The following is a 26,982-nucleotide window of genomic DNA, read 5'->3' as shown; positions in this document are numbered from 1 at the left end:
ATGACAATCAACTTCAAGGGAAGACTGTTCCAGTCGGTATCGCTGGTCGCGTTTGCGATGCTTGCGTCAACTAGCGCCCATGCCCAATTGGCCGAAGATAGCGCCAGCGCCGAAAAGGCCACCGGCGAGATCATCGTCACCGCACAACGCCGTAGCGAAAACGTGCTGAAAGTGCCGGTCAGCGTGACCGTGGTCGGTTCAGAGCAGCTGCTGCAGCGTGGAGCCAACGATCTGACCGCAGTGACCAAGCTGGCGCCAAGCCTGCAGGTCGCGCAGGACAATACATTCTCCGTGCGCGGCGTCGGCACTGCGACCTTTGCCAACACGGTTGAAGCCAGCGTTTCGCAGGTTGTTGACGAAGTTGTTCTGGGTAACCGCGAATATGCAGCTAACGCTTTCTACGACATTGCCCGCGTCGAAGTGCTGAACGGACCACAAGGCCTGCTGTTCGGCAAGAACGCTTCGGCAGGTCTGGTCAACATCACCACCAATAAACCAAAGCTGGGCGAAATGTCGTTCAACGCGGATGGCGAACTGGTTCAGCGGGCACGCCCCGGCGATGATGGCACCGGCTATCAGATCCGCTCCACCGCAAACCTGCCTGTTGGCGAAAACGCAGCGCTGCGCCTCAACTTCATTTACAGCGATCAGGACCCAATCACGGTTGCCAAAGTGAACCCTGCGGTGCGCAACGATCTGGGCCTTGAAAATCTGGGCGTGCGCGCAAAGTTCCTGTTCGAACCAACGGACAGCCTCTCAGTTTACCTGATCGGCGATTACAACCGCCAGCGCGGCATCACCGGGCGTTATGACATCACCTTCCGCGAATTTGGTTCCGGCAGCCAGTATCCGGCGCGTGGCCTTGTTGCCGGTGCCGATAACCTCAACTTCGCAGCGGAAGCGCCCAACTATCGCAACAGTGACACAGGCGGCCTTCAGGCCAACATCAACCTTGCGCTTCCGGGCGGACTGGAACTGAGCAGCATTACAGCGTGGAAGCAGGCAAAAACCGACTTCCAGTTCGACTCTGACCAGACCCCGTTCAACTTCTTCAGCTTCAACGGGTCGAAGCAGAAGTACAACCAGTATTCGCAGGAACTGCGCCTTGCCCTGCCCAGCGGCAATCGTCTGTCTGGTCAGGTCGGGCTGTATTACTTCCGCTCCAGTGGAACCAACGCAGGCTTTCGTGGCGGAAACAACGGCGTGCCTTCATTCGTTGCCAGCGGGTTCCCCTTCTGCATCGGTGCAACGGTGGTGGCAGGTCCGCCGCCTGCCTGTAGCGTAAGCAACACCTCGTTCCTTGGGCAGGACTTCGAATATGACCTGACGCAGGACAGCTATGCCGGGTTCGGGCAGGTTGGCTATCAACTGACTGACACCTTCAAGGTTACCGCTGGCGCGCGCCTGACCTATGAAAAAGCGAAGATCGACCTGCGCGAGAACTTCGGCCAGTATTTCGTGACTTTGGGCGTAAAGCGCAACGTGACGAACCAGACCACGGATGCAACCGATCTCAGCTACAAGATCGGAGCGGAATGGCAGGCCACGCCTGACATGATGCTCTATGGCTTCTATGGTGAGGGCTTCAAAGGCCCCGGCTTTTCGAATACATCGCCTGCACCGAATGCCGACCTTGCAGTCCGCCCGGAAATTTCCCGCGGCGGTGAACTGGGCGTAAAAGGCCGTGCGCTTGACGGTGCGCTGACGTTCAGCGTGTCGGGCTTCTATACCAAGTTCTATGACCTTCAGGTTCAAGCCTTTGTTCAGGCACTGCGCACTTTTGTGCTCAGCAATGCGGCAACGGCCACGACCAAAGGTGTGGACTTCTCGTTCCAAGCAAGGCCAACTGAAGGGCTGACACTTTCGGGGTCGGCATCCTATGCCGATACCACGTTCAACGACTATCCTGGTGCCCAGTGCTTCCCGACGCAAACGACTGATGGTTGTCGAGCCAACATCAATTCGTCGCTGCCCGGCTTTGTCGGCACGTTCAATGCCAAGGGTTATCAGTTGCCGCTGTCCTCGCGCTTCACCGCGACGCTTGGCGCTGAATATGCAACGCCCGTTTCGGAAAATCTCGAAGCACAATTCGGCATTGGCTACTATCACCGCTCGCCACAGTCGGCAGGCATTGGCGATGCCTTCACTATTCCGACCTGGGACACGATTGACCTGCGCGTTGGTCTGAAGGCGGAGAACTGGAATCTCAGCCTGTTCTGCAAAAACTGCACGAATGAAATCCGTCCGATTTCAATCGGTTCGGACGGTGGCGATGCCAACCCTGTGGGCACGGCATCACCGGTACTGACGCTTAACCAGCGGTTCAGCTTTGATTCCGTCCGCACCTTGGGTGTGCGAGCCGGGATCAACTTCTGATCCTGAAATGAGGAAACAGGGCCATCGCAGCGCGGTGGCCCTCACCTTCTGGAGCGTCTGCAAATGACCATGATCGACCGCCGCAGCATAGTCGTCTCAGCCATGGCACTTGGTGCTTCAGGCATGGTGGGCGCTGGACGTGCTTTTGCCCGTGCAGCAGGAGCAAAGCCTGTGCCCCGCGCTTTTCCGGAAGGCTTCCTTTGGGGCGCATCGACCGCTGCGCATCAAGTGGAAGGCAACAATCTCAACGCCGATCTTTGGCCTATCGAGAACATCCCCGGCACGATCTTTGCCGATCGGTCGGGCGATGCCGCCAACAGTTTCGAGCTTTGGCCGGTCGACCTTGATCTTGTGAAAGGCATGGGGCTGAACTCCTACCGCTTCAGCCTTGAATGGGCACGGATCGAGCCGGACAAGGGGCACTTTTCAAACGCCATGCTCGATCACTACAAGGCGATGATCGAGGGTTGCAGGGCGCGGGGGTTAAATCCGGTTGTCACGTTCAACCATTTTACGACGCCGCGCTGGTTTGCCGCCCAAGGGGGCTGGCATAATCCGGAGTCGCCTGATCTGTTTGCTCGCTTATGCGATCGTGCTGCTCGTCATCTGGCCGAAGGAATGGCGCTGGCGACCACGCTGAACGAACCGAACCTTGCCGGTGTTATCGGTGAGATTTTGCCAGCGCAGCTTGTTGCAGGCGACCGCGCCACGCAGGAAGCAGTCGCACGGCAGCTTGGCGTGCCACTCTATTCGCCGGGCGTGGCGCTTTATGTCCCCGATCCCAAAACCTATCGCGCCAATATGATGGAAGGTCACCGCCGAGGCGTTGCCGCGATAAAAGCGGTGCGCAGCAATCTTGATGTCGGGGTCAGCCTTGCCATCATCGATGATCAGGCCATCGGCAAGAATTCGATGCGCGATACCATCCGCGAGCGCTACTACGGCGAATGGCTGCGGCTGGCTGCACAGACGTGCGATTTCATCGGCGTGCAGAATTATGAACGCAAGGTATGGAACGACAAGGGCGCGCTGCCGCCGCCTGTCGATGCCCGCCGCAATGCAGGTGGTGCGGAAGTGTGGCCCGGTTCGCTGGCAGGAGTCGCGCGCTATGCCTGGGAGGCAACGAAGCTTCCGGTCTATGTCACCGAACACGGCGTCAATTCCGACGATGATGCCTTGCGCCAGTGGCTGATCCCTCAAGCGCTGGCCGAACTGAAGCGGGCAATGGATGATGGGGTGCCTGTGCGCGGCTATTTCCACTGGTCGCTGATCGACAACTTCGAATGGGGCTTTGGCTATCACCACCGCTTCGGGCTGCATTCGTTTGATCGAGAGACGTTCAAACGTACGGCCAAGCCCAGCAGCCGCGTGCTGGCCGATATTGCGCTCAGGAACAGTTTATAGGACCGCAACATTGTTTGCCATCCTGCATGGAGCAAACTGGCAAAGCATCCCATTGAGGCCTATGGAAACGCCGCAATCAATCGAGGTATCATGTGGCGGACGGCAGGTCGGACAAAGTGCGCAGGCTTGAGCTTGGCCGGCAGCGTCGCGCCAAGACAAGGGCAAAAGTCATTGCCGCTGCGTTCGAACTGTTTGGCGAAGAAGACGGTCTTTACGTGCGGATCGAGGATGTTGCACAGCGTGCAGGCATCACCCGCGCAACGTTCTACGACCATTTCTCTGGCATGTCCGAATTGCGCGATGCCGTCACCTACGAGGTTACGCACGATTTCCTGACGGCGGTGACTTACCGTGTTTCCCTGCTCGACGACCCGCGAGAGCGGGTTGCCGCGGCAATACGGTTTTATCTGCATCGTGTGCGTGATGTACCCGGCTGGGGACGGTCTATGCTGAACCTCAGCGCCAATGGCATCATTTTCGGTGCCGAAACCTATCGACAGGCCGAATTGACCGTTGTTGAAGCCATGGCTGCCGGGCAGTTGAGCATTGATGAAAGTGCCGTTGGCCGCGACGCCATTCTGGGTACGACCATTGCAGCAATCGCAACAATGTTGCGCGAAGAGAAAAGCACCGACTATCCTGAAAAGGTTGCAGGCGTCATCCTCGTAGGGCTGGGTGTAGAGCCACAGTCTGCCGTCGAAATTGCCCGCCGGAAACTTCCTGATCTTGCGGTCCCACCTGCCCCCGCAGACTGAAGCGGGCTTGATCTGTCCGCATTTCAGCGCGGCAGGAAGCTATCGAGCACGCCATAATAAGTAGCGATCGAGGCTTCAAGCCCGGAATAGACGCAGGTTTTCAACGCTCCAGTAGCAAGTCCGGCATGGCTGATTTCTGCTGCGCGGAAATCCTCATTGCCAAAGACATTGAGGATCATGTCATAGGAGCGCGCGTAAAGCTCTTCAGCCTTTGGGTTGTCGGGCACAGTGCGGGTCAGCATGTGGTATTCAACAGTTGTGTGATTGGGAGCGCGTGGGTGCAGCAGCATCACGGATACATACCACGGGCTGGTGATGATGACGCAGTTGGGGAACATATTGTAAACCGTGGTTACGGTCTTGTAGATGATTTCTCCGGGCGTCCCGCACGCGGCACCCGTTCGGTGCTGCAGGCTTCCGGCGCCTTCGTTTTGACGGAGCGTTTCCGAGGAGCTTGCTCTTGATTCATCATGCTGCACTAACAGGTTTTCCAGCCTTCTACAGCCATTCCTCGACATTGTGCCTGAAAGCTACCTAAACGCACCTAACCGGTTCCAAGCGGTCCTCAATGCCGGATGCGGTAGGCATGCCACACACAGATTTCAGTCATATACGAACAGCATGATTTGGACTACCGTCACAGCCTCTGACGAACCGATCTGCTGTCCAATCCAATGGGAGCCAGCGCCTGAGAGAAGGTGGCACAGCCTTGCGTGACAACGATCTGATTGCAGCAATGTATGCTGCAGTCGGAGAGGACGCGCGCTGGACTGAAGTGCTGGATGCCATCAAGTTGCGTCTTGGCGTTGCCAGTGCGGTATTTCAAAGGCTTGTCGCCGACAAGAACGACCTGATTCCCGTCATCAGCCTGCGCGATACTTGGTCCACCGAAGAAGCGTCGCGCCATGATGCCTGGGCCAATTCCCCGCACAATCCCCGCTTTCGGCGCGACACCGAACCACGCGGCATGTTGGAAATCGACAGCGACCAGCGCAACGCATTCTTGTCTGAGGGCGATAGGGAGGCGCTGCGGCATGGCCTTTCGACGTGCGGCTTGGGTCCGGGCTTCTGGCTTGGCTGTCGGATCGCACCGGGCGAGCACACGACGATGATTTTCCACCGTCATGTCGGTGATGGGCGCGACATGACACAGGCTGACCTGACGTTTCTCAGCCATCTGCTGCCCCACTTTCGTCAGGTTTCCCGCCTTCTTACCTGCATAGCAGGCTATGAGGCGCGCCTGTCGGTTGCCGAAGCATTCATGGATTCCACCAGCCTTGCATTGCTGGCTTGCGACACGAACCTTGGTGTTCATTGGATGAATCGTGCCGCAGAGAGCCTCGTCGCCAGTTTGCCGCAATTGGGTTTTTCTGGCGGTAGCCTGCACTTCCGCCGCGCAGAAGCAGGAGCCGCGGTTCGTGCGGCAATAGATGGCCGGTGCGGAGATACCTGCCGCATTCCCGGAAACGATGCGGCAGAGGTTTTGCATGTGCGCGTGTTGAGACGAGACGCTGCCGACCAGCGGCGCTGGGGCCGCAATCTCGCTCTCGTTGCGCTTTGCTCGCCCGGCACCGCGCCGCGCATCGATGCTGCAGAAGTGGCTGACCTGTTCGGCCTGACCATGGCCGAGGCGACCCTGACCACACATCTGGTAGGCGGAATGACGGTGAAGGATTTCGCGGCGTATCGCGGCATTGCCGAAGGCACTGCACGCATGCAGCTTAAAAGTGCGCTGGCCAAGGCCGGCGTGGGACGGCAGGCCGATCTGGTGCGGCAAGTTTGCCAATCCCTTGCACGCCTTTAAGTTGGCCGGGGCAAAACGCTCTACCCCGGCCCTTGATATCAGAACATCATGTGCAACCTGACGCCATATTCACGCGGCGCACCGTAGAACTCGTTCGAGTTCAGCTGTCCGGTAACGTATTCCTTGTCTGTCAGGTTCGTGCCCCACGCTTCGATCTTCATCTTGTCGTTGAATTTTAGCGTGACGATTGCCGAAAGCAGCCCACGCGAATTGAGGCGATCGGACAGCGGCGAATACCCGATGTAAGTAAACTGTTCGCCAACATAGGCATAGTTCACGCGCGGCGTCAGCGACATTTCCCCGCCCAATGGCAGTTCGTATTCAACACCCCCGCCCCAGGTCCAGCGCGGCGCATAAAGATTGGGGCCGCCACCGGTGGTCTGAATGAAGGGCGCATAATCGAAACAGAACGGCGGCGATGAAGGCTGGCCAGACGGGCATTGCGGACCAAGATTGGCACCGCCCAGTGGCCGGGTGTTGACGAATGTCAGGCTGGCCAGCTTGGAATCCACAAAAGCCGCGTTGGCGTCGAACCCGAAGCCGCCAAAGCGCCCCTGCACCTGCGCTTCCACGCCCTTGATCTTGACCGTCGAGATATTTTCGACGCCCGAGAATCCGGTTGAAGGTTCAACCACATTGAACTGGAAGTTGGCATACTGGTTATAGAACGCACTGATCTGGGTGCGGATGCGATTGCGCAGGAACGATGATTTCCAGCCCGCTTCATAGCTCACCACGCGCTCTGGATCGAAGTTTGATGTGGGAGAATTGAAGCCTCCCGGTTTGTAGCCGCGCGCCACAAGCGCATAGAGCAGGTTGTCAGGGTCAATCTTCCAGTTGAGCGCGAACTTGCCCGTAGCCAGCGAATCCTTGTGGCTGCCTGCAAGCGATGCAACGGGTAAGCCGTTGGGCGGGAAGCCGGGAATGCCCCGACCAATCGTCACATCGCCATTACCCGTCGCCTTGTAAGTGGAATAGCGCGCGCCGAGTTGTGCTTCGAGGCCCGGCAAAATCTCGTAGTTGCCCTGCGCGAATACGCCGGTTGTCGTGCGCTGGTTGCCCCCGATGATATCGGTCGGGAAGCCGCCCTGATCCTGAAGAATGCGGATCTTGATGTCGTTCCGCTGGAAATATCCACCAAGAATCCAGTCAAACCGGCCTTCGGTCGGCGAGATGATATTGATTTCCTGAGTATAGACCTTCTCGCCTGCAAAGTAGTCTTCCGCCACGCCGCCCGGCCCGGTGGAAGCATCAACATCGTTCAGCGCATTGATCCGCTTGTTCTGATAGCCGGTCACCGAACGCAGCACGATACCGCTGGCGAGTTCCTGCTTCAGTTCCAGACTGGCCTGAAAAGCACGCTCACGGTTGGCCACTGGCGTATCGAAGCTCAGCGTGCGGATATCTCCTACGCGGAAGCTGTCGTAAGGCGTGCCGGGAATTGGGCGGAAGGCATAGCCGCCAGTATCGCGATCATTGAACGAAAGCTTGGCCACGGCCTGAAATGAACCTGGCTTCCACATGGCGGTCAGACGGCCACCACCTTCGCGCAGCTTGCCCGCGTCGTTGCTGACAGGTCCAACCGAAGTGTAGAAGCTGTCGCGGTTGCGGTAGAAACCCGCAGCGCGAAACCCGAACGTGTCAGATACGGGCAGGTTCACCGCCGCTTCCGATTGAGCCGAACCATAGTTGGCGGTGCCAAACATGGCATAACCGCCCAGCCCCTCGTCCAGCAAGGGGTTCTGCGTGTTTATGAAGATCGCCCCACCGGTTGAGTTCGAGCCGACCAGCGTGCCCTGCGGCCCACGCAGCACTTCCACACTGGCAAGGTCGTAAAAGCTGTTTGCCTGCACAATAGGCGGCTGAAACAGCCCGTCGACATATGTAGCGACCCCTGCCGTCACGCTGGGCGAGTTGCTGGCAAGGCCGATCCCGCGAATGTTGATCGACTGTGTGATCCCACCGTCGGAAATCGACAGCGCCGGGCTGGCATTCTGCAGATCGGCAAGGTTGGTTACAGCCTTGTCTGCCAGCGCCCCGGCATCGAACGCCGTAGCCGACACGGCCACGTCTTGCAGTTTTTCCTTGCGACGCTGTGCCGTAACGATGATTTCGCCAACACCTTCATCTGCGCCTTGCGATGCGGCTGCACCGCTTTCCTGCGATTGCGCCAGACCGATCTCCGGCTGTGCAGCCATGACGAGCGCCAGAGCACAGCCCAGCGTTGATTGAGACTTCATGGTATCCTCCCGATATTATTGTGTGCTTTTTATTCAGGATGCAGGCTTCCAAGCCGCTGCTGCGGCCAGAAATGCAGCCGTCTCCCCGGCCAGATCGCCTTCCTGCGGCGGGAAGTAGCTCAGCTTGACCACGACGGTTCGGCTGGCAGGGTCGATGTGGACGAACTGTCCCTGTAACCCGATGGCGGAGTAGGCGGGCGAATTCGGCGTGGTCCACCACTGGTAGCCATAGCCGCCCATCAAGGCGTCTTCAGTCCCAGCAGGTATCTGCGCCGCCTTTACCCAGTCCGCGCTGACAACGCGCTTTCCATTGGCCACACCGCCATCCAGCATCATCTGGCCAAAGCGCGCCCAATCACGCAGCGTTGCATTGAACCCTGCACCGCTGAACTCACGCCCCTCGCCCGGCGCGCCATCCATGATGTAGAAGCCATCAGCCTCGGTGCCGAGCGGCTCCCACAACTTGCGCGCGGTATAGGCGGCCACCGACCCGCCACTGACACGCTCGATCAACCAGCCAAGCACGGCCGTATCGATGGTTTTGTATGCGAAGACCTCACCCGGTTTCGACTTGCGCTTGATCGTGCGCGCCACATCGGCAAACCGCGTGACGTTCTTGACCAGAGCATTGATGTGGTTGCTGGCCGCTATGCCGGGATTGGCAAAATCGTAGCGCTCTTCATAGTCCACGCCAGACCGCATCTGCAGGATCTGGCGGATGGTCACGCCATCATAGCCGCCGCCCTTCAGTTCGGGCAGATAGCGGACGATCTGGTCATCCAGCGAGCCAATCAATCCGTCCGCCAGTGCCGCACCAACCAGCGTCGAAGTGAGCGATTTTGTCATCGACCACCCCATGAAACGGGTGCGCTCGTTCGATCCGTTGCGATAGATTTCGGTAACGATGCGGCCGTCTTTAAGGATGAGGAGAGCGTTGGTGTAAGTGCGCTCCAGCGCCTGTTCGGCGGTCCAGGTCTTGCCTCCGAAAGAATAGGTGAAGTCCATTGGCCGTTCGACCTTTGGAAACCGCCACGGCGATCCTGAATGCGCGACGGTGCGCGTGGTGAACAACTGGTCCATGTTGCGGAATGTGTAGGCGTTCACATCGGCGTCGTTCATCCGCCAGCGCATGACTTGCGTTGCAACAGGCACATCAGATGCAACGCCATCGGCCAATTGCCCCGGTAACTGCTGTTGAGCCTGAACCGCCATCGGCATTGTCAGAAGCCCGGCAACAACGCCTGCGGCCATCCGAATCGCTAATTTCATTTTGATCGATCTCCCCGCCGCACAGCTCTCAAGGCTGTGCAGGTACCAGCGGGGCTAGACCTGTGGCGCGGGCGCCGCATGAACCATTTGGTATATGCGGTGATCGAAAATGGTTACGGGTCAGGGAATACGGCTCGCCCTTGGCACGCAGGCAGGGGGCCACCGGCCATTTCGTGGAACTTCGTCAGGATGAACCGGGATGGTTTCCCACCCCGGTTCGTCAACTGTCAGTAACGCAAGGACAGCGACAGGCCGAAAGACCTGACGGAATCGAGGCCAAAGACCTGACCGTATGATCCCACGCCGTCGTTCTCTTCACCAGCGTCAAGCCCGATGTTCTGCGGGACATGTTCGTTGGTGCAGTTCTTGCAGAACAGGCTTGCCTGCAATGCGCTTCCCACCTTCACACCGATGTTAGCGCCGAACGTGTCGACAGACCGGAAGAACCCGCCGGGCGCGCCGCTCAGAATATAGTTCACCGACGAGCGATGATACCAGTTGCCCTGAAGAAATGGTACGACATCGCCGCTGACAGGCAGATCATATGTCGCCTGCACCGTCGAGGTGAACCGGGGGGAAACGGGCAGTCTCAGGCCTGCAGCATCGAACGTCCCGGTCGTTGCGCAACTTGGCGTGGTCTGACCGGAGTAACACTGCGCACCAGGGAAGCTCTGGAACTTGGCATCAAGGAAGGACATCCCGCCGTTGATTGAAAGCCCGGCCACAGGACGGGCTGTAAAGCCCACCTCGACACCCTGCGTCTTCACCTTGGCCGCATTCTGCACGACGAAGGTTTGCAGCGCCGTGTCGAGCGACTGCACCTGATAATCGTCAAACGTGGTGCGATAGATCGAGACGTTCAGCGTCAGCTTGCGATCAAAGAACGCGGTCTTGATACCGAGTTCCGTGGTGTTGGAAATTTCAGGACGGATTGCCGGGACAAACGCCGTTCCATTCGCGCCAACGATGCTGGTATCGTTGAAGCCGGGGCCTTTATAACCGCGCCCCTGAAAGGCAAAGATCAGGATGTCTGGCGTGGCCTGATATTGCGCGCCCAACTTCCAGCTGAAGTTGTTGGTATTGAAAGCTTCAAGGTAACGCCCATTCGGACCGGAAATGGTCACGAAGTAGTTGCGGCGACCATGGGTCAGATCAAGGCGGATTTCATCGCGGGTGTAGCGGCCACCTGCAATCAGCTTGAGACCGGCTGCAACTTCATAGGTCAGCTGACCGAATGCAGCATAGCTCTGCGTATCGAGCACGAAATCTGTATCGCGGCCAAGGAAATAGCTGTTGCTGACAGAACACGTCCCCGGAGGCGCGCCCGGTGTTGCCACAGCACCGACGCAGAAGGGGTATTGCGGCAACAGGAACGACGGGAAGCCCTGATTCCCGAAGATTTCACTGGACTGATCGAGCGTCGATTTGAAGTAGAACAGCCCGGCCTGACCGCTGAGCGGTGCATCCGCAGGCAGCGCAAGACGCAGTTCGTTGGAGTACTGGTCATACCGCGCGGTGGTGGCATTGACGTTGACCTGGTCAACCGGAAGGTAGTCGACGTCTAGGTTCTGGTTGTTGGTGTAATAGCGCCAGGCGAAAATATTCGACAGTTCCAAACCAGAATCCATCTTGTAGCTGACGGCTGCTTGCGCACCGCCCGTTTCAAGATCGCGGAATGTGCCACCATCTCCGGTCAGCAGGAAGTTGTCCGGCCCAGCGGTTCCACCTGCGTTTTCATAGATATCGCGGCGCGTGCTGCCAGCTCCGAAAGAACGCCATGTCCGGTCAAAGAATGCGCCTGCGCCAGTCAGCTTGTTATAGTCGCCGATGACATACAGCGAAAGCGCGTCGCTGGGTTCGAGCAGGTACTTCGCTTTGAGCTGCACGTTGCGACGGTTAAGATCGTCACGGCTTCCCGGCCCGACATTGTCGATGCGCGTCACCGGTGGCTCCTGATAGCCATAAAGCGCGTTCACACGCAGGGCGGAATTGGCACTCACCGGAATGTTCAGCACCTGACGAGCGATAATGCCCGGCGCGTCGCGATCAGCACCGGGCGTTTCACGGAAAGTCACCTCAAGATCGCTGGCACCAGAATATTCGCCAATGCGAGGCCGGGCGGTCACGATGTTGAGCAAGCCGGCAGAAGCATTCTTGCCGAAAAGCAGGCCCTGCGGTCCATTCAGCACTTCGACCCGCTCAATATCCATAAGCAAGGGCGAACCCAATGCCGGGCGCCCAAGGTTAACTTCGTCAATCGCCAGCGCCACGCTGGAGTCAATGGTTCCGGCAAAGGCCAGCGTGCCGACGCCACGAATTGAGAAGCTGGCATCTGTGCCGATCTGCAGACTGGGTGCTGCCTGAGCGACCCCGACGAGGTCATTGATCTGACGGGTGCGCAGTTCGTTCGATCCAACCGCCGTAAGGCTCACGGGGATCTTCTGGATGCTTTCGCTCCGCCGCTGGGCAGTGACGACAATTTCACCGACACCCGGATCGGCAGGTCCGGCCGCTTCCTGTGCGAAGGCTGGCAAGGCGATCGATGCCACTCCTGCGCCAAGAATCAATTTCCACGCTTTCATCGTGCTCTCCCTGCTATCTTACTGAACTTGCAGGGCACTTACCTTTGACAATACATTCATTCAAGCATGAATGTTATTTGAGGTTATTGATTAATTCCGTATATGCGCGGAATAAGCCATGCGAGATAACCGGAGGGGACACAGCTTGCAGAAACGTCGTACCCAGGAACAAAGATCTGCCGAAACAAGGGCGGCATTGCTGGACGCAACCGTTTCGGCCATTCATGATCTTGGGTATGCCGCTGTAACCACAGCCATAATTTCTGAACGCGCGGGTGTTTCACGCGGTGCCTTTCTCCATCATTTTCACACCAGGGCAGAATTGATGGCAGCCGTCGTCGCAATGGTGTTCGACGACGAAATGCAGCGCTATCAAGGCATCGTGCAATCGGCACAGATGGATCACCTGTATGAATGGCCCAGAATTCTGTGGTCCGTCCTATCTCGACCTTCCGGCATTGCTGTGCTGGAAATCCTGCAGGCAGCCAGAAGCGATCCTGATCTGGCAAGGATGGTCGGGCCGACCCAGAAGGCGGCCGAAGAAGGCGCCCTTCTCAAGATGCGCGAAGCGTATGGCGGTGACGAAGATACCGCCCGCTCGGTAATGCGGCTGATGGTCTGGGCAGTGCGTGGGCTAACGATTTCAGACATTATCCTGCCTGACAGAAAGGCAACTCTTGGCGCGGTAAACCTGCTGGCGAACCTGATGCAAGCCGCCGCACCCGATGGTTCGGTCAAACAATTGCAGGCCCTTGTCGCGACAGGAACACAAGACCGTCTTCCTGATTTGCGCCCTTCGGAAGCGTCGTAACACCACAGCGCGGGCGAATGGCTTTCGCAAACCGAAGGGCCGGACACCGAGCTTGATCGGATCTCGGCAGCCAGACCGGACTATAAGATGACAGGCAGTGCCGTCACCGGCGAAACCAGCGGAGTGCAGGTAACGCTCAAGTGATGTGGCGGAGCGTTCAGTACCGCGTGAACTCCACCATTTCGTACCGTTCACCCAGTGCAGGAACAATGGAGAGCAACGGCAGACAATCCTCTCCATGCACCCAGAAGTCGGTAACGTGAGGCATCGTATCGCTCCAGCGGATCGTATAGCGCCGAGCATCGAACCGGCCCGCCGCCACTTCGATCGTCTCAAAGCCAATAAACGCTACCAGCGGTTCAAGGATACGAACGTCCAACCCCTCGTCTCCCAGATGGGCAAGGGAATTTACGGCACTGGTCACAGCTTGTTCCACACCCGGATTTTCTGTCCCGCGCGCTGATGCGATGACACTGTCACCGGTCAGCGGATGGGTGCCCAGAAACCGGATGGCCTGATCTGCTGTGACGCTGCGGGAAATGCGCCCATGCTCCTGCGTCACACCTTCACATTGTGCTTCAGTGCCGTTGACTAAATACCAGCATGTGGCAATCGTGCTACCGCCTCTGGTCAAGCGCACGAAACCATCGCGCGGCGTCCAGTCCGTATCCAGCGACCAAGTTACCTCGCGGTGCAACTGCGCTTCGTCCATCTCGCACAACGCACGCAATGTCCGGCCCTGAGAATGAACGGTCGCCGAAAAACTTTCGCGCCCCCATTCGCGCCCTTCCCGGTCAAAATAAAGGATACGGCCAGAATAGCCGGAATGCGCAAATGTCATCGAACTTCTCCCGATGAAGGGGTGGGGCAACGCCACCCTACGCCGGTCACCCCGATGAACAGCACAAACCCCCAACCTGTCTGCCAAGCGATCAGCCGCACCAGCGATACTGCCGGAATGGCAAACACATCGGACAGATATTCGGTGGAAAGACAATCACCTCCCTGCCCCGATATCGATCATCTGCGATCCATAATGGTGGTTGCACCATAGGCCTCGCCCCGTTAATTGCGAATAACTCGCATTATCGAAATCATCAGGGGGCCACATTGTCAGCTATACGTTCCGTTCTTTTTGCAAGCGCAGCGCTCAGTGCCACATCCTCCATGGCGCAAGAGCAGACCCTGCCAGCGGATGCGGAATCCCTGTCCGATCGTGGTGATGCCATCGTAGTGACAGGACGTGTCCAGCGGCTTTATCGTGCCGAACAGACCACGGTTGGCAAGGCCGCCGAAGACCCCATGAACATCCCGCAGGCCTTGCAGGTTATCAATTCTGATCTGTTTGCCGATCAGGGTGCACGCGACGCCACGGATATCTATCGCAACATATCGGGCGTCAGCTTCTTCAGCTACGCAGGCGTGACCTTTCGCGGCTTCCGGCAGGACCAGTCATTCTATGACGGTCAGCGCGGTAACCCCTTCATCGGCTTTTCCGTGCCGCAGCTTTTCAACATCGAACGTGTCGAAGTCCTCAAAGGGCCGTCAGGATTGTTCTTTGGCCCCGGATCGCCAGGGGGCATCATCAACTATGTGTCCAAAGCGCCTGCCGATACGCCATCGCTGCGCATGGTCGCCACGGGCGGAAACTATGATCGCGCCGGGATATCGGCAGAAGCCACAGGTCCGGTCGATGACGATGGCATAATCACCTATCGCCTTGGCGGCTTCTATGAAGCTCTCTCTCCCTATCGCGTCAACTCAAACAGCAAATCGCGCATCGCTGATGGGGGGATTTCCATAAAGACCAACGAGGGTGGCAAGCTGACGCTTCAGGCAACCATCTACGACAACTTTCTGCGCGCCAACCGGCTGCGTGGTGTGCTGGTCGACAATGATGGCAATTTCCTCACCAGCATCCGTTGGAACGCCAATGAGAAGACCGACTTCCTCCATCTGAAAAGTCAGGCATATCAGGCGCGTTACGCCACCTCGATTGGTGAGCGTGTGACCTTTGACGCAGGCGTTCGTTATTTCAATGCACGCGAAACGCAGCAATACCACGAACCACGCGGCCTTGATCCGGCCAACCCCGATCTGGTGCGCCGCGAATTCCGCGACCAGATCCGCCCCGTCCATGGCTTGTCCTTTACCACGAACGCCACCGCACGGGTCTATGTGCTGGGCATGGAACACAAATTTCAGGCCGGTGCAGACTGGTATGACGAGAAAAATGTCCTCGATTCCCGTATCCTTCGCACGGGTGTGACGTCGCTCAGCCTGTCAAATCCGGTCTATGGCACGTCCACCACCGACGCGGCTCGCGCTGCGCTGTTGTCTTTCACAACCACAGATACCCGAACAAAGCGGCAGGGAGCCTATCTGCAGGATCAGATCAGCCTGACCCGCTCACTCCTGCTGGTCGGGGGCCTACGCTATGACAAGTTCCGTGATGGCGTGACCACCAGCACCGGCAATATTGTCAGCAGCCGTGCTTCCTATCAGGACAACGACGTCACCTTTCGCACCGGCCTTGTTTACAAGCCACGGCCTGATGTTTCAGCCTATCTGAGCTGGTCCGAAAGTTTTGAACCACAGTCGGCCGCCAGCCAGGACGCCAATGCCGGCGGCCCCTTTGCCCCGGTCACCGGCAATCAGGTTGAAGGCGGGCTAAAGACCCAGTTGCTGAACGGGCGCCTTCAGGCCAACCTTGCGGCATATCGCATCATCCGGCGCAACATCCTTCAGGTTGACCCGTCGCTGACCCCCATAAACGGGGTGGACCAGCTTGCGCCAATTGGTGAAGTCACCAGCAAGGGCTTCGAAATTGATCTTTCGACCGACATCACCCCCAACTGGGTTCTGCTGGTGAACTACGGCTACAATGACACGAAGATCACCGGGACAGTTGCGGGCCAAGCCATCACCAATGCGGTCGGAAACCGCTTTGCCAACGCGCCCAAGCACAAAGTGGGATTTTGGACCCGCTATCAGGTTCCTGCAATCGACACTGCCGTTGCATTTGGCGGCGAACATGTATCGCGCCGGATCAGCCTGTCTGGCCAGACCGTGAAACCTTACACGATCTTCGACGCCTCGATCACCAAGGGCCTTGGCTTTGCCGAAATCCTGCTGAAGGTCGATAACATTTTCGACAAGGTTTACGCAGCTTCAGGCTTCAGCGCCCAAAGCGGGCATTTCCCCGGCGAACCACGCACGTTCCTCGCCGAATTGCGTTTCCAGTTCTAAGATCATGGCCAAAGCACGCGCGCCCAAACCGCGTTCGATCTGGTGGCGTGTCCATAGCTGGGCCGGGTTGAAGTTCTCGATCTTCATGACGTTCATCCTTGCTACTGGCACGCTCGCCGTGTTCGCTCATGAACTTGACTGGCTAATAACGCCTGCCATGCGGGTGGAAGTGCAGGACCGTCCGGTGGCAAGCTGGGGAGCCATGGCCGCAGCGGCAAGCCAGGCGGAACCTAAAGGGCGCTTGCAGACACTCTACGCGCCACTCGACCCGTGGTTTGCGGCCGAAGCATGGGTCGAAGTTGGCAAAGGTGCGCCCCGCCGTGTCTATATCGATCCGTGGGAAGCGCGGGTGACCGGGACGCATGGCTGGGCCAGCGCGCATCGGTTCCTGCGTCAGGTGCATCGCCATCTTATGCTACCCACCAAAATCGGCATTCCCATTGTCAGCTCGCTTGCCCTGCTGCTGCTGGCTTCGCTCATCACCGGCATCGTCACTTACAAGAAATGGTGGCGAGGCTTTTTCCGAATGCCGCACGGTGGAGATTCCCGGCGCTTTCAGGGCGACCTGCACCGGCTGACCGGGCTGTGGTCCTTATGGTTTGTCGCGCTCATTTCGCTGTCCGGGATATGGTATCTGGTCGAAACGCTGGGCGGCAATGCGCAAGTGCCCAAGCTGCCAGAAATTGCCAGCAGTCCCGCCGTGACAACCGGCCCGGAACTCGACCGCCTTGTGACGAAGGCGCAGCAGGCAAAACCATCGCTGGTGATCCGTGAAATCCGGTTCACCAAGGAAAATGGCGTGGTGTTTCTGGGGCAGAACAAGGCCTGGCTGGTGCGCGACCGCGCCAATGGCATTGCGCTCGATCCGCAAACGGGCCGTGTCCTGATGATGCTCGATGGGCAAAATCTGTCGGTTCATCAGAGGATTTCCGAAATGGCGGACCCGCTGCATTTCGGAACCTTCGGTGGACTTGCCACCAAAGCGGTCTGGTTTGTATTTGGCGTTCTTCTGACGGGTCTGTCAGTCACCGGCACAATTATTTTCGCCAAAAGACTTCAGAAGGCCGAGCACCGGGAAGCCAGCGGGGCAGCAGTCGCATGGAAGGGTATGGGCGCGTGGGCCTATATCGCCACCGCCTTCGTCATTCTGGCATTTGTCCTGACCCCGGGGGCGATCGGCGGTGCCAGCTAGGCGGCGCGCGCACCATCGTTAGTCGCAATAAGCCGGTTCCCACATCGCAGCAGTTATCGCCTTTTCGATTTCGCTATCTGCAAGAGACGCTGCCAAGCCTTCGCTCATTGCCTGTTTCGCCACGGCTATGGCCACCTGTCGGGCGACGTCGCGCAAAGCGGAAATTTCCGGGAGAATGCTGCCGTTCGATCCGCCAAGTTGGCCAAGGCAGCGAGCTGCTGCGATGAACATCCCATCGCTGATCTCGTGAACACCCGCAACAAGGGCACCAAGGCCGACACCCGGAAAGACATACACGTTGTTCACCTGCGTTACGCCCGGAATACCGAAAGGGCTTCCCGAACCGACGATGGCCCGCCCATCGGTCCACGCAAGCACATCCGCCGGATTGGCTTCGGCGCGCGAAATGGGATTGGAGAGCGGGAAGATCACCGGGTGTTCGCAATGGTCAGCCATTGTGCGGATGCTACGTTCATCGAATGCGCCGAACTGGCCGGAAGCACCGATCAACACTGTAGGGCGGATGTTTGCGATAGTTTCGTAGAGGTCCGGATGCGCCATGCCGCCGGACGAATGCCAGTGGGCCAATTCACTGCGTTCACGTGCAAGGGGGCGTTGCTGCGGCGGCAGGTCGGCCATATCGGACACGATCAGCCCATCGCGATCAACAGCCCAGATACGCGCACGGGCGGCAGCCTTGTCCAGCCCTTCAGCAACCAGCACGTCGAGCAGCATCTGCGCAATTCCGCTTCCCGCAGCCCCTGCTCCAAACAGCAGGAATTTGTGCTGGGTCAGCGGTATCCCGGTGCGATGGATGCCGCCGAGCAGTGTGCCCACGGCGGTTGCCGCCGTGCCCTGAATGTCGTCATTGAAGCTGAGCAGGCGATGGCGGTATCGCGCAAGCAGGTCATAGGCGTTCTTGCCCGCGAAATCCTCCCATTGCAGCAGCACACCGGGAAGGCGCTGTTCGATCGCTGACACGAACATCTCGATGAATTCATCATATTGCGCGCCGCGCACGCGCGGTTCGCGCCAACCGATGTAAAGCGGGTCTTCGCGCCGCGCGTCGTTATCGGTGCCGACATCAAGCATGATCGGCAGCACTTCGGCAGGGTGGAAGCCCGCGCAGGCGGTGTACAGTGCAAGCTTGCCGATGGGGATGCCCATCCCGCCCGCGCCCTGATCGCCAAGACCAAGGATGCGCTCGCCGTCGCTGACCACGATCACCTTCACGCGGTCATAGGCCGGATCTGCCAGAATTTCGGCCATGCGATGGCGATTGGGATAAGACAGAAACAGCCCGCGCGACCGCCGCCAGATTTCGCTGAAACGCTCACACGCTTCACCAACGGTAGGCGTGTAAACCAGCGGGAGCATGTGGGGCAAATCGCTTTGCACAAGCGCGTGGAACAGCACCTCGTTCGAATCCTGAAGATCACGCAGGAAAGCGTAGCGCTGGAAGCTGTTGCCCATACCATCAAGCGCGCGCCGCCGCCGGGCGATCTGCCCTTCAAGAGTGCCAACATGTGGCGGCAGCAGACCATGAAGCCCGAAGGCATCGCGTTCCGCCTCGGAAAAGGCGGTGCCCTTGTTGGTCAGGGGATCGGCAAGAAGCGCACGCGCGGCAAGATGACAGGGCACGAAACAAAGCCTTTTCAAAAACGGAAACTCATCCACCCGGCAAAGAAGTCCGAACTGCGATAGCCTGCGTCGGTCAGAGCCGAGCGGGCCTTAAGGTGTTCGTAGCGCCCGGTGAAAGAGACGCGGGGAGTGATGTTCCACGCCAGTTGCAACCGCGCCACATCAGCAATCTTGCGGCCCCGGAAATTCTGGGTTCCGGCAAATGGCTGGCCGTTGGCGCGATAAACCGCGTCATGCACACTGTCGCGCCATGCCAGTTCATATTCGGCGGTAAATCGAGCATTGCGGAACGGAGTGAAACTGACGTTGGGTGTCAACGCGACGAGGTTCGAGGGCGTCAGATAGAGCTGGTAACTGAAATAGATGTTGTTGCCGAACGGGGAATAGGCATTGCGCAGCTTGCCATCGCCATAACCGCCGCCGCCGCTGGCATAATCAAAATGAACGCCGATGCGGGGCGCGGTCTTGGCTTTGCCGATCCGCCATGTCTGGGCAAGGAACACCTGCCAGGCGTCGATATCCTGATTGATGAAATGGCCCCACTGATGATTGACTGACCAGTCGATTGCCAGCCGCCCGACATCACCGCGCAGTTGTGAACCAAGGTAATACCGCGTCGCCGGACCAATCCGGCCACCCCATGTTCCAACCAGATTGCGCCTGCGCCACGCGAAAACGTCGAGGAAAAGCTGCGATCCGCCCAGCAGGTTTTGAGGCAGAACGGTGCCAGCCGTGATCCCTGAGAATCTGCGGGCCGGATCAGATACATCGTCATCCGGACCAAGATCGCCATAGGCGGTGGGGCGCAAATCGAAAACATCGATCCGCGCGTTCGAGTTGCGCACCCAGCCACGAAAACCGTTCAGGGTATAGCGAATGGTATTGTTATCGCGCTGGGAAACCAGCAAATTCGGTCCGTCGGTAAACTCCTGCCGTCCATAGCGCGCACCAATGTCGATGTCGCCCAACGTGGTCTTCGCCTCGGCAAAATACTGCAGCAACACAAGGTCATTGCGAAGGGTAGCAGGCGGTGCGCCAAGGTTGCGCCCGCTTATCCCGCCGCGCGAAACCTCACCATAAAAACGCAAATGCGGGCCAACGTGAAGATCTGCGCCTGCGGTGATGCGATTGATATCCTGCCGCTGATGGTCAACCTCGCGCAGGTTGGGGTTGGTGGTCAGATTCATGCGCAGGCGAAGCTCGCCCGAAAGGGTAAGGTAGATATCGCCATCCGGGTCCAGCGGAATATACTTCAGTCGATCAAGCGGATCGTCTCGCTTTGCCGGATCACGCATGACCGTCCAGTCTTCGGCCCAACGTGACAGGGAATAACCCCCGGCGGATGCTCCGTCACCGTTTTGGGCCAAGGGATAGGCCGATGGTGCTGATGGTACGGTTTCCGCCTTGGCAGGACTGACAGGCAGCAGGCCAAGCGGGATGGCAGCGGCAGCCAGCCGCAGCAGGGCAGAATCCATGATCCGGTCCTTCTTTCGGCTGGAAATCAGATGCCCACCACGGCAGGGGCTGTGGGAAGTGGCAGCGCTTGCCCACGCATCGCGGCATCAAGCCTGTCGCGATCAAGCGCGCCCTCCCACCGCGAGACAACAATCGTCGCCACCGCATTGCCGACAAAGTTGGTAAGGCTGCGGCATTCCGACATGAAGCGGTCGATGCCAAGAATCAGCGCCATACCTGCAACAGGAACCGCAGGCACAATGGAGAGCGTTGCCGCCAGCGTGATGAAGCCTGCACCGGTAACCCCGGCAGCGCCCTTGGATGACAGCATGGCCACGCCCAGCAGCAGGATCTGTTCACCAAGCGAAAGTTCGACATTGCAGGCCTGCGCAATAAACAGCGCAGCCAGCGTCATGTAGATGTTGGTGCCGTCAAGGTTGAAGCTGTAGCCCGTGGGTACCACCAATCCGACCACTGTCTTTGAACAGCCTGCCCGCTCCATCTTCTCGATCAGCGCGGGCAGCGCGCTTTCCGACGATGATGTGCCCAGAACCAGAAGCAGCTCTTCGCGCAGATAGGCGATCAGGCGCAGGATGGAGAACCCGGCAAGCCGCGCGACAATACCCAGTACGACCACCACGAACAGCAGCGATGTGATATAGAACGTGGCGACCAACTGCGCGAGGTTGCTGAGGCTTTCGACACCGTACTTGCCGATGGTGAAGGCCATCGCCCCGAATGCGCCAATCGGCGCGGCCTTCATGACAATCGAAACCAGTTTGAAGAACGCGACAGAGACATCTTCCAGAATGCCGAGCAGCCGCTCGCCGCGCTCACCAATCGATGCCAGCGCAATGCCAAACAGCACTGCCACGACAAGCACCTGAAGAATGTTTCCTTGGGTCAGCGACGCAAGGAAGGTGTCGGGTACCATGCCGCTGACAAAGCCCATGATCGTGCTATCATGCGCCTTGGCAGAGTATTCAGCGACCTTTTGGGCATCAAGCGTTGCAGGATCGATATTGAGGCCAGCGCCGGGTTTAAGCACGTTTCCGACAATCATCCCAAGGATCAGCGCAAGCGTGGAGAAGAACAGGAAGTAAGCGAACGCCTTTGCAGCCACGCGACCAACGGCCGCCAAATCACGCATCCCGGCAATGCCGGTTACGATGGTCAGGAAAATGACCGGAGCGATGACCATCTTGACCAGCTTGATGAACATATCGCCCAAAGGCTTGAGCGCTTCACCCGTGGCGGGCGCGAAATGGCCCAGCAAGACGCCCGCAGTGATCGCTGCCAGCACCTGAACATAGAGATGGCTATACCAACGGCGCGGCTGCCCAAGTGTCGATACGTCTGTGGCTGAAAGATTCATGATGTTTCGCCTTCGGTCCTCTCGGCGGGATCGACTTTTTGCGAATCCTGCTCGACCCGAAGCATGTGCGGCATTGCCGTGCGCGCCCACAAAAAGATGATCTGGATAATAATTTCATATTATCAATGCATTGAACTACATTTGTCGTTACAGAATGTGCTGTTTTCTACACACACCAAAAACAGAATGTGCAGATTTCGACACAAATGTTAGACCTATGCCATGATGTCGATGCGCCGAGTCTGGACCTTCGCGGCAGCCTTGTCTCTGGCGCTGATAGCGGCATGGATTTCTGGCGAGACAACCCGGACCATTGCACTGGGCCGACTGGAAGCGCGTGCCGCAGAAGGCGTGCGTCTTCGGCAGGCATTGCTTGCCAGCGAAATTTCACGATTCCGTTTGTTGCCCCGCGCTCTTGCCGACGATCAGGATCTTGTAACCGCGACCAGCCGCGCCTCACCGCAGGCATTTGCAGCACTCAACCGCAAGCTTGAGATGCTGGCGGATGAATTTGGTGCCTCGGCAATCTATGTGATCGGCCGCAATGGCATCACTTTCGGCGCGAGCAACTGGCGCCAGCCCGACAGCTTTGTTGGCAGAAATTACAGCTTCAGGCCCTACTTCACCGATGCGTTGCGCCATGGAAATGGTCAGCAGTTCGCGCTTGGCACAGCAAGCCGCAAGCCGGGCCTGTTCCTTGCCACAAGGGCGGCGGGTGGCACCGTGGCCGTCGTCAAACTCGAATTTGACGACATCGAAGCGCAATGGCGTGCAGCGCAAGGTATCACTTACGTCACCGATGCGCAGGGCGTCATTCTTGTCAGCAGTCGTACGGATTGGCGCTTTGCGGCCACTGCCCCGATTTCGGCAAAGGCGCGCAAGGCCGAAGAAAGGCTGGCAGGCGTCAGCGCAATCGCACCGCAACCATTTCGCCGGACATCGGCGCAGACCATCGTACCCGAAGGTTCTGATGCGGCCTATCTTCTGGCGACAAGCACGCCGGACAGTTCGGGGTGGCGTCTCAATCTTGCGCTTCCTTTGGCCAGTGCGGTCAACGCCGCTGTCGCCTTAGCCCAAGCTATCGCGTTGCTGGTCGCGCTTTTGCTGTTCGCTATCACCATGGTGCTTGTCGAACGAGCGCGGCAGCGAAAGCTGCGAACGGCCCAACTGGAAAACGCAGTTGCCGAGCGGACAGCCGAACTTCACAAGGAAATGCAGGATCGCAGCGCTGCTGAAGAGCGCGCGGCGACATTGCGCGAAGGGCTGCGACAGGCGAACCGGTTGGCGACACTGGGACAGGTGACGGCCAGCGTTGCGCATGAAACCGCCCAGCCGGTTGCCGCGATTAGAAACTATGCGACGACCACCGCGATCCTCATCGACCGTGGTGCGATAGAGGACGCCCGCGCCAACCTTGCCACAATTGAACGGCTGTCGGACCGGATTGGCGCGATTACCGAACATCTGCGCGGATTTGCCCGCAAGGGTCGACGCGGCGAGATGGAAAGCGTTGTTGCAGCCGAAGCGATCGACGGCGCGCGCTTGATCCTGAAAGCACAGTTGTCCCGCATCACTTTTGCTCTTCCTGATGCCGACAGGCAGCTTGCCGTGCGGGCGGAAAGAGTTCGGCTGGAGCAAGTGCTGGTCATTCTGCTCCAGAACGCTGCGGAAGCTTTGGTTGATACCGACGCCCCGATGGTCACCCTGACGATAGAACACGACAGCGGCGCCGTTCGCATGATGATTTCGGACAATGGGCCGGGAATCGCACCGGATATTGCGCAGCGGCTTTTCACCCCCTTTGCCACCAGTCGCCCCATGGGTCTTGGGCTGGGGCTGGTTATTGCGAAGGACATCATCGAAGAGTTTGGCGGCAGCCTGATGCTTGTGCCATCGCAAACCGGCGCGTGTTTTGCCATCACCTTGCCGAGAGCCTCATGACGATCCCAACCAAAACGCGAAAGGTTGCTCTGGTCGAAGATGATGATGACCTGCGGGCTTCGATAGCGCAGCTTCTGCACCTTGCAGAGTTTGAAGTGATTGCCTTCACCGACGCATCGGCCGCGTTGAACGTGGTGGATGCCGACTGGGATGGCGTGGTCATCAGCGATGTCCGCATGCCGGGCCTTTCGGGGATCGATCTCCACCGGGCGATACGGCAATGCGACGAGGAACTCCCGGTTATTCTCATCACCGGCCACGGTGACGTCGCCATGGCGGTTGAAGCGCTGAAATCAGGCGTATGGGATTTCCTGACCAAACCTTTTTCCGGTGATGTTATGATCGCGGCGGTTGAGCGTGCGGCGCGCGCGCGGTCGCTGACGCTGGAAAACCGTCGGCTGCAAACAAGCGCATTAAATGAGGCTACAACCGCGCTGGTCGGCAGTTCCCCGGCAATCCGCCGCTTGCGCGACATGATCCCCACGCTTGCCGATGCCGATCTCGATATTCTCATCGAAGGCGAGACGGGAACCGGCAAGGAACTGCTTGCCCGCCTGATCCATCAGGCAGGTAAGCGTCGTCGGCACAGGTTCATGACGATCAACTGTGCGGGGCTTGGCCAACCACTGGAAGATGAGTTTTTCTCGGTAGCAGGCGGCGCCAGTCTGGCCCACTCCAGTAGAGGCACGCTTCTGCTTGACGATATCGACCGTGCAAGCGACCGTTTCCAGAACCGGCTTGTGCCAGTGCTTGAGGACCGGGCGCTGATCGCCCAAGGGAAAGAGCCTGCTCCCTTGGACTTGCGGATCATCGCAACTGCAGGAACGGGTTCGAACCGTGCCGAGGATGCACTATCACCCTCATTGCTGCATCGTATCGCAGGGATGCGGCTTTCCATTCCCCCGCTGCGCGAAAGGCGGGAGGACATTCCGGTCCTGTTTGCCCATTTTGTAGGGGCAGCTGCTTCCCGCAACCGGATTCCCGTCCCCCGCCTTCAGCCTGAAGTGCACGATCGCCTGAACCGGCACGATTGGCCGGGCAACGCCCATGAACTGGCCCGCTATGCTGAACAGTTCGTGCTGGGATTACTCGAAGGACCAGCAATGTCCCCGTTGGCCGGCAGTGAGCCATCGTTGGAAGAACGTGTGAACACCTTTGAACGCGACACAATCATCGCTGCCATCCGCGCCACCAATGGCAGGATCGGCAAGGCGCTGGAGGCTTTGGCCATTCCGCGCAAAACCTTCTATTACAAGGTAAAGAAGCTGAGCATCGACCTGACAAAGCTGCGGCAACCTTGAAAAAATTGCCGAGATTTTCTGCACCTGGCCACATGGCCGCCACGATAGCGAAACGCCATCAACTTTGACGTTGCAATTTCACCAGAACTTTATCGAGGCTGGAGAGAAAGCGCGAACGGTCGGTGTGGCGAAATGGGGGCGGTCCGCCGACAATATCACCGCCAGCACGCAGGTCAGCCATGATCGCCCTCATGGCAATGGCACTACCGATCGAAGAACTGGTAAAAGGATTACCGTTGGGCGCGATCACGGTTGCCCCCAGTTTCAGGCAACGATCAGCCAACAGGATATCGGCTGTAATAACGACTGTGCCAGACGTGGTATGTTCGACAATCCAGTCATCCGCCGCATCGAAAGCGTCGCTCACAACCTTGCGTGATATCAACGGGTCATGCGGCACCCGGATCGGGCTGTTGCTTACGACAACGACCGGCACCCTGTACCGGATCGCCACCTTGTAGGTTTCGTCTTTCACCGGGCAGGCGTCAGCATCGATCAAAATCTGAATCATGCCTGATCATAGCGGCGATGGGCGCAAATGACGAATTGAAGCAAAAAGAAAACAGCGCAAGGCCGTAAACGTCTTGCGCGTGACGGCGTTGGCAGACGCCGATCGTCCCGCTAGAAGCTGCGCCCTGATTATTTCGACCAAGGCGCATGAACCGGGCCAAATCTTCGGTTTCACAGGAAGGAACACTTGTCGATGCACGATCCGCAAGAGCATTTCGCTCATTGCATTCAGGTGCTTGGTGGCGTCACCGCATCGTCGCGGCGCTTAGGTATTGATGAACGCGCTCTGCGGCGCTTCATCAACGGCGAACGCCCCGTGACCCAAGGCCTCATGCAAGACACCGCAAAGGCGCTCCAAGATCTGATTGCTGAAGCGGCAGCGGCCGAAAACTTCATCAATTCCGAGCTTGGATATTAGAGCGCTTTCAGTCGAAGGCGCGTGCGCCGGCTCCACCGTCTGCGGCGGTATCGCCGGGATTGCGAAGGGGGCAATCCGTCAGCGACAGGCACCCACAGCCTATACAGCTGTCCAGTTGGTCGCGCAGCCGCGTCAACAGCGCGATACGTTCATCCAGTTCGGCACGCCAGGCAGTTGACAAAGCGGCCCAATCCGCGGCGTTGCGCAAATGGCCGGATGGCAGATGCCCAATGTTCTCACGGATCTGACCCAGCGGGATGCCAACACGCTGCGCAACTTTAATGACCGCAATCAGGCGCAGCACAGAACGATGATAACGCCGCTGATTGCCGCGCGTCCTCTGGCTTTCGATCAAGCCTTGCGCTTCATAGAAATGCAGCGTCGAAACGGCCACACCAGCACGTCGGGCGACCTCACCCACGCTCAGATCAGATGCAGCAAGCACAGTTTGATGCCCTTCTGGCTTTTGCCTTTTTTGAATGGTCGCTCAACGAAAGGCCTTTACCTCAACTATTGTTGAGGTTTTATAGAGGCACTCCCTGATTCGCAAGGGAGGCAACCTTGATCTTCTCCGTCACCATCGTTCACTTCCGGTTCCGGACCGCAGGCACATTGACCGAAAGCTATTGCAATCCGCTCGCAATAGCCCTAGCCAGAGC

Annotated in this window: 20 protein-coding genes and 1 pseudogene; 11 read left to right on the top strand and 10 right to left on the bottom strand. The window is 58.4% G+C overall.

Going from position 1 to position 26,982, the window contains the following annotated elements; all coding sequences use genetic code 11:
- The 3 genes from OVA07_RS10145 to OVA07_RS10135 all read left to right on the top strand — a co-directional run bounded on the left by OVA07_RS10145 (position 1) and on the right by OVA07_RS10135 (position 4,535).
- Positions 1 to 2,376, top strand: a complete 2,376-nt coding sequence (locus tag OVA07_RS10145) for a TonB-dependent receptor (RefSeq protein ID WP_268171307.1) — start codon at positions 1 to 3, stop codon at positions 2,374 to 2,376.
- Between the two features lie 69 nt (positions 2,377 to 2,445).
- A complete protein-coding gene (locus tag OVA07_RS10140) occupies positions 2,446 to 3,780 on the top strand; it encodes a family 1 glycosylhydrolase (RefSeq protein WP_268172674.1) in 1,335 nt (444 codons plus the stop codon).
- A gap of 92 nt (positions 3,781 to 3,872) precedes the next feature.
- The gene (locus OVA07_RS10135) at positions 3,873 to 4,535 is read left to right on the top strand and encodes a TetR/AcrR family transcriptional regulator (RefSeq protein WP_268171306.1); all 663 of its coding nucleotides are present in this window, start codon (positions 3,873 to 3,875) and stop codon (positions 4,533 to 4,535) included.
- 23 nt (positions 4,536 to 4,558) lie between these two features.
- Here OVA07_RS10135 and OVA07_RS10130 read toward each other — a convergent pair whose 3' ends face one another.
- A complete protein-coding gene (locus OVA07_RS10130) occupies positions 4,559 to 5,014 on the bottom strand; it encodes an SRPBCC family protein (RefSeq protein ID WP_268171305.1) in 456 nt (151 codons plus the stop codon).
- A 230-nt stretch (positions 5,015 to 5,244) separates the two neighbouring features.
- Between OVA07_RS10130 and OVA07_RS10125 the strand changes: the two genes are divergently transcribed.
- Positions 5,245 to 6,339 carry a helix-turn-helix transcriptional regulator gene (locus OVA07_RS10125; protein WP_268171304.1) on the top strand — a complete coding sequence of 365 codons (1,095 nt, stop codon included), beginning with the start codon at positions 5,245 to 5,247 and terminating at the stop codon, positions 6,337 to 6,339.
- 38 nt (positions 6,340 to 6,377) lie between these two features.
- On the opposite strand, the gene OVA07_RS10120 is transcribed toward OVA07_RS10125, so the two are convergent.
- The 3 genes from OVA07_RS10120 to OVA07_RS10110 form a co-directional block, all read right to left on the bottom strand.
- Positions 6,378 to 8,579, bottom strand: coding sequence for a TonB-dependent receptor (locus OVA07_RS10120; protein ID WP_268171303.1), 2,202 nt, complete (start codon positions 8,577 to 8,579; stop codon positions 6,378 to 6,380).
- Between the two features lie 33 nt (positions 8,580 to 8,612).
- The gene (locus tag OVA07_RS10115; protein ID WP_268171302.1) at positions 8,613 to 9,848 is read right to left on the bottom strand and encodes a serine hydrolase domain-containing protein; all 1,236 of its coding nucleotides are present in this window, start codon (positions 9,846 to 9,848) and stop codon (positions 8,613 to 8,615) included.
- Positions 9,849 to 10,075: 227 nt separating this feature from the next.
- Complete coding sequence (locus OVA07_RS10110) at positions 10,076 to 12,430, bottom strand: TonB-dependent receptor (protein ID WP_268171301.1); 2,355 nt, start codon at positions 12,428 to 12,430, stop codon at positions 10,076 to 10,078.
- Positions 12,431 to 12,548: 118 nt separating this feature from the next.
- Between OVA07_RS10110 and OVA07_RS10105 the strand changes: the two are divergent.
- Positions 12,549 to 12,755 (top strand): annotated as a pseudogene (locus OVA07_RS10105) (TetR family transcriptional regulator); the annotation flags it as partial.
- The gene (locus OVA07_RS10100) at positions 12,756 to 13,241 is read left to right on the top strand and encodes a hypothetical protein (protein WP_268172738.1); all 486 of its coding nucleotides are present in this window, start codon (positions 12,756 to 12,758) and stop codon (positions 13,239 to 13,241) included. It abuts the pseudogene before it with no gap.
- A 157-nt stretch (positions 13,242 to 13,398) separates the two neighbouring features.
- Here OVA07_RS10100 and OVA07_RS10095 read toward each other — a convergent pair whose 3' ends face one another.
- The gene (locus OVA07_RS10095) at positions 13,399 to 14,082 is read right to left on the bottom strand and encodes a hypothetical protein (RefSeq protein ID WP_268171300.1); all 684 of its coding nucleotides are present in this window, start codon (positions 14,080 to 14,082) and stop codon (positions 13,399 to 13,401) included.
- 326 nt (positions 14,083 to 14,408) lie between these two features.
- Here OVA07_RS10095 and OVA07_RS10090 point away from each other — a divergent pair, with 326 nt between their 5' ends.
- Positions 14,409 to 16,490: a TonB-dependent siderophore receptor gene (locus tag OVA07_RS10090; protein WP_268171299.1), complete on the top strand. Its 2,082-nt coding sequence runs from the start codon at positions 14,409 to 14,411 to the stop codon at positions 16,488 to 16,490.
- A gap of 4 nt (positions 16,491 to 16,494) precedes the next feature.
- The gene (locus OVA07_RS10085; RefSeq protein ID WP_268171298.1) at positions 16,495 to 17,682 is read left to right on the top strand and encodes a PepSY-associated TM helix domain-containing protein; all 1,188 of its coding nucleotides are present in this window, start codon (positions 16,495 to 16,497) and stop codon (positions 17,680 to 17,682) included.
- An 18-nt stretch (positions 17,683 to 17,700) separates the two neighbouring features.
- On the opposite strand, the gene OVA07_RS10080 is transcribed toward OVA07_RS10085, so the two are convergent.
- The 3 genes from OVA07_RS10080 to OVA07_RS10070 are packed head-to-tail and all read right to left on the bottom strand — an operon-like array spanning position 17,701 to position 22,153.
- A complete protein-coding gene (locus tag OVA07_RS10080; protein ID WP_268171297.1) occupies positions 17,701 to 19,323 on the bottom strand; it encodes an NAD-dependent malic enzyme in 1,623 nt (540 codons plus the stop codon).
- Positions 19,324 to 19,337: 14 nt separating this feature from the next.
- Positions 19,338 to 20,798, bottom strand: coding sequence for an alginate export family protein (locus OVA07_RS10075; RefSeq protein ID WP_268171296.1), 1,461 nt, complete (start codon positions 20,796 to 20,798; stop codon positions 19,338 to 19,340).
- A 26-nt stretch (positions 20,799 to 20,824) separates the two neighbouring features.
- Positions 20,825 to 22,153, bottom strand: coding sequence for a dicarboxylate/amino acid:cation symporter (locus OVA07_RS10070; protein WP_268171295.1), 1,329 nt, complete (start codon positions 22,151 to 22,153; stop codon positions 20,825 to 20,827).
- 222 nt (positions 22,154 to 22,375) lie between these two features.
- Here OVA07_RS10070 and OVA07_RS10065 point away from each other — a divergent pair, with 222 nt between their 5' ends.
- Entirely contained in the window at positions 22,376 to 24,094 is a 1,719-nt protein-coding gene (locus OVA07_RS10065; protein ID WP_268171294.1) for an ATP-binding protein, read from the top strand.
- Entirely contained in the window at positions 24,091 to 25,395 is a 1,305-nt protein-coding gene (locus tag OVA07_RS10060) for a sigma-54-dependent transcriptional regulator (protein ID WP_268171293.1), read from the top strand. The genes OVA07_RS10065 and OVA07_RS10060 overlap by 4 nt, the downstream gene beginning before the upstream one ends.
- 58 nt (positions 25,396 to 25,453) lie before the next feature.
- On the opposite strand, the gene OVA07_RS10055 is transcribed toward OVA07_RS10060, so the two are convergent.
- Entirely contained in the window at positions 25,454 to 25,906 is a 453-nt protein-coding gene (locus OVA07_RS10055; protein WP_268171292.1) for a YaiI/YqxD family protein, read from the bottom strand.
- A gap of 192 nt (positions 25,907 to 26,098) precedes the next feature.
- Here OVA07_RS10055 and OVA07_RS10050 point away from each other — a divergent pair, with 192 nt between their 5' ends.
- Positions 26,099 to 26,323, top strand: a complete 225-nt coding sequence (locus OVA07_RS10050) for a hypothetical protein (RefSeq protein WP_268171291.1) — start codon at positions 26,099 to 26,101, stop codon at positions 26,321 to 26,323.
- A gap of 7 nt (positions 26,324 to 26,330) precedes the next feature.
- On the opposite strand, the gene soxR is transcribed toward OVA07_RS10050, so the two are convergent.
- Positions 26,331 to 26,744 carry a redox-sensitive transcriptional activator SoxR gene (soxR, locus tag OVA07_RS10045; protein ID WP_442789641.1) on the bottom strand — a complete coding sequence of 138 codons (414 nt, stop codon included), beginning with the start codon at positions 26,742 to 26,744 and terminating at the stop codon, positions 26,331 to 26,333.
- Between the last annotated feature and the right edge of the window lie 238 nt (positions 26,745 to 26,982).

It is taken from the genome of Novosphingobium sp. SL115 (assembly GCF_026672515.1).
GTDB lineage: Bacteria > Pseudomonadota > Alphaproteobacteria > Sphingomonadales > Sphingomonadaceae > Novosphingobium.
This window is presented reverse-complemented; position numbering and strand designations above follow the sequence as displayed.

Bases quoted from the DNA above. Each gene is read 5' to 3' on its own strand.
- OVA07_RS10145 (WP_268171307.1), top strand. From the start codon at position 1: ATGACAATCAACTTCAAGGGAAGACTGTTCCAGTCGGTATCGCTGGTC.
- OVA07_RS10140 (WP_268172674.1), top strand. From the start codon at position 2,446: ATGATCGACCGCCGCAGCATAGTCGTCTCAGCCATGGCACTTGGTGCT.
- OVA07_RS10120 (WP_268171303.1), bottom strand. From the start codon at position 8,579: ATGAAGTCTCAATCAACGCTGGGCTGTGCTCTGGCGCTCGTCATGGCT.
- OVA07_RS10115 (WP_268171302.1), bottom strand. From the start codon at position 9,848: ATGAAATTAGCGATTCGGATGGCCGCAGGCGTTGTTGCCGGGCTTCTG.
- OVA07_RS10110 (WP_268171301.1), bottom strand. From the start codon at position 12,430: ATGAAAGCGTGGAAATTGATTCTTGGCGCAGGAGTGGCATCGATCGCC.
- OVA07_RS10100 (WP_268172738.1), top strand. From the start codon at position 12,756: ATGGCAGCCGTCGTCGCAATGGTGTTCGACGACGAAATGCAGCGCTAT.
- OVA07_RS10095 (WP_268171300.1), bottom strand. From the start codon at position 14,082: ATGACATTTGCGCATTCCGGCTATTCTGGCCGTATCCTTTATTTTGAC.
- OVA07_RS10090 (WP_268171299.1), top strand. From the start codon at position 14,409: ATGGCGCAAGAGCAGACCCTGCCAGCGGATGCGGAATCCCTGTCCGAT.
- OVA07_RS10085 (WP_268171298.1), top strand. From the start codon at position 16,495: ATGGCCAAAGCACGCGCGCCCAAACCGCGTTCGATCTGGTGGCGTGTC.
- OVA07_RS10075 (WP_268171296.1), bottom strand. From the start codon at position 20,798: ATGGATTCTGCCCTGCTGCGGCTGGCTGCCGCTGCCATCCCGCTTGGC.
- OVA07_RS10070 (WP_268171295.1), bottom strand. From the start codon at position 22,153: ATGAATCTTTCAGCCACAGACGTATCGACACTTGGGCAGCCGCGCCGT.
- OVA07_RS10065 (WP_268171294.1), top strand. From the start codon at position 22,376: ATGATGTCGATGCGCCGAGTCTGGACCTTCGCGGCAGCCTTGTCTCTG.
- OVA07_RS10060 (WP_268171293.1), top strand. From the start codon at position 24,091: ATGACGATCCCAACCAAAACGCGAAAGGTTGCTCTGGTCGAAGATGAT.
- OVA07_RS10055 (WP_268171292.1), bottom strand. From the start codon at position 25,906: ATGATTCAGATTTTGATCGATGCTGACGCCTGCCCGGTGAAAGACGAA.
- OVA07_RS10050 (WP_268171291.1), top strand. From the start codon at position 26,099: ATGCACGATCCGCAAGAGCATTTCGCTCATTGCATTCAGGTGCTTGGT.